At 42.5% G+C, this 1,738-nt stretch carries 1 protein-coding gene and 1 pseudogene; one reads left to right on the plus strand and one right to left on the minus strand.

The window, feature by feature from the left end; translation table 11 throughout:
- A pseudogene (locus ACWATR_RS39815) lies at positions 1 to 290 on the plus strand (magnesium-protoporphyrin IX monomethyl ester (oxidative) cyclase); the annotation flags it as partial.
- A gap of 270 nt (positions 291 to 560) precedes the next feature.
- Here ACWATR_RS39815 and ACWATR_RS39820 read toward each other — a convergent pair.
- Positions 561 to 1,738: NB-ARC domain-containing protein (locus tag ACWATR_RS39820; RefSeq protein WP_460345841.1), on the minus strand; the 1,178-nt coding region annotated here is incomplete at its 5' end.

The following is a 1,738-nucleotide window of genomic DNA, read 5'->3' on the forward strand; positions in this document are numbered from 1 at the left end:
TGGGACTTGATGCCACAGAATTTGATTTCCAAGTTGTCCGCAACACCAATGAAACTGCGGGACGCACTTTTCCGGTGATGTTGAATACTGAACACCCTAAATTTTTCCCACGGCTGCAACGCTGTGCAGGTTATAACTTGAAAATTGCAGAGATTGAGGACAGTTCTGGGCTGAAACTGGTGAAATTGATTCGCAAACTACCTTTAATTGCGGCAATTGTTTGGAATCTGCTGTTACTTTACCTGATCAAACCCATTGATACTGAGGCTTTACGGGGAACGGTTCGTTAGCTGTTGCTCTTAGGCAAGATAGCAGAGGACTCTACGTAGTAAAACAAATATGAATTTTGACATCCTCCCCCATTTAAAAAACGGGGGAGGATGTCAAAATTCATACTTTGATTCAGCAACAACAAAATGGGTATTCGGGACTAACGATCTCTGTAGGCTTTTGCCCGTGGGGAGCTAGCTTATTGTTAGAGCAATCGCTCTATTATGAATGTTGTTTACTCCATGATTTGCGATCGCTAAAACCCCTATTTTTTGATCATCCTGACAGTTCTAGCTTGCTACCTGACGTTGATGTTCTGGCTCCAGAAATGCGTTCGGCTGAAATTTGGCGATCTTCTCATCAATAATAAAAGATTTGACATATTCAATCATCATTGGTTGGAGGGAAAACAGACCTAATTTGGTATCAATCCACGATCGCCCTTGCAGTAGTTCTAAGCTTTCCAGTAGTTCTTGAGATGAAACTGAGGATGGCATCTTTGTTCGTAGCTGTGAAAAAGAAATGGGTTGACGATTAAGTACCATGCATTGAATCGTTGCTTTAGCTACATTCGATAGTTGTTCAAATTCTGGATCTAAATCGTTGAGAATTCTGCCGAAAAGTGTAACTTTTTGTTTTAAAAATTCAGTGATACTACCATCAAATAACTGTTGAATCGTTATGGCAATGCGGTTTAGGATATGGGGATTTCCTGCATAGGATTCAATTAATCGATTCCAGTCGTCTGGCGTTCCTCTAAAGCTTCCTTTTGTTTTTAAAAGTTCTTGTATCTGTGTAACCTGTAATCCTTGGAGAGAGAATACTCGCACAGGTGTTGTCTTTCCTTCAAGCGGGGCGATCTCATGGCATTTGATGCGACTGGTTAAGATTAAGCAACTTTGATGCGTAGCTTCTCCCACTCTTCTAAATAACTCACAGTATTCCCCGACGGTTGTGTGGTGGAGCCAGATGCAATCTCGACAGGTGATTTCTGTGGCTGCACATTCTTGGAGAATTCTGTCAGCACCATCTAAAACCAGTAAGCAACGATGACGTTGTAAATAATGAATCAGTCGTGAAATTCTGTGATTGAATGATTCTGGTAGATCAGTTTCTTTGCCATCGGATAGGACGGAGATCAAGTCTGCTAGGAGATCGTTCACTGAAGGAGCCGGAAGGAGCGATCGCCAAATCACGAACTCAAACTGATTCTGAATCTGCTGGGTGAGCTTGACGGATAGCGAGGTTTTGCCGATACCACCTATGCCCAATAGGGTAATGAGACGGCAGGGTATTGCTTTATCTGGGGAAGACTCAGCTAAAATCCAGCGCTTCAGAGTTGCCAATTCTTCTGTACGTCCGTAAAAAAGGGATACATCTGGTGCTTCTCCCCAATCAATTCGATTTGGAATTTTTGTGTAGTCTTCCTGCGGGTTGATATCTGGATTGGCTAACTGATAGTCGGTAG

The sequence above is a fragment of the Nostoc sp. UIC 10890 genome (assembly GCF_054786515.1).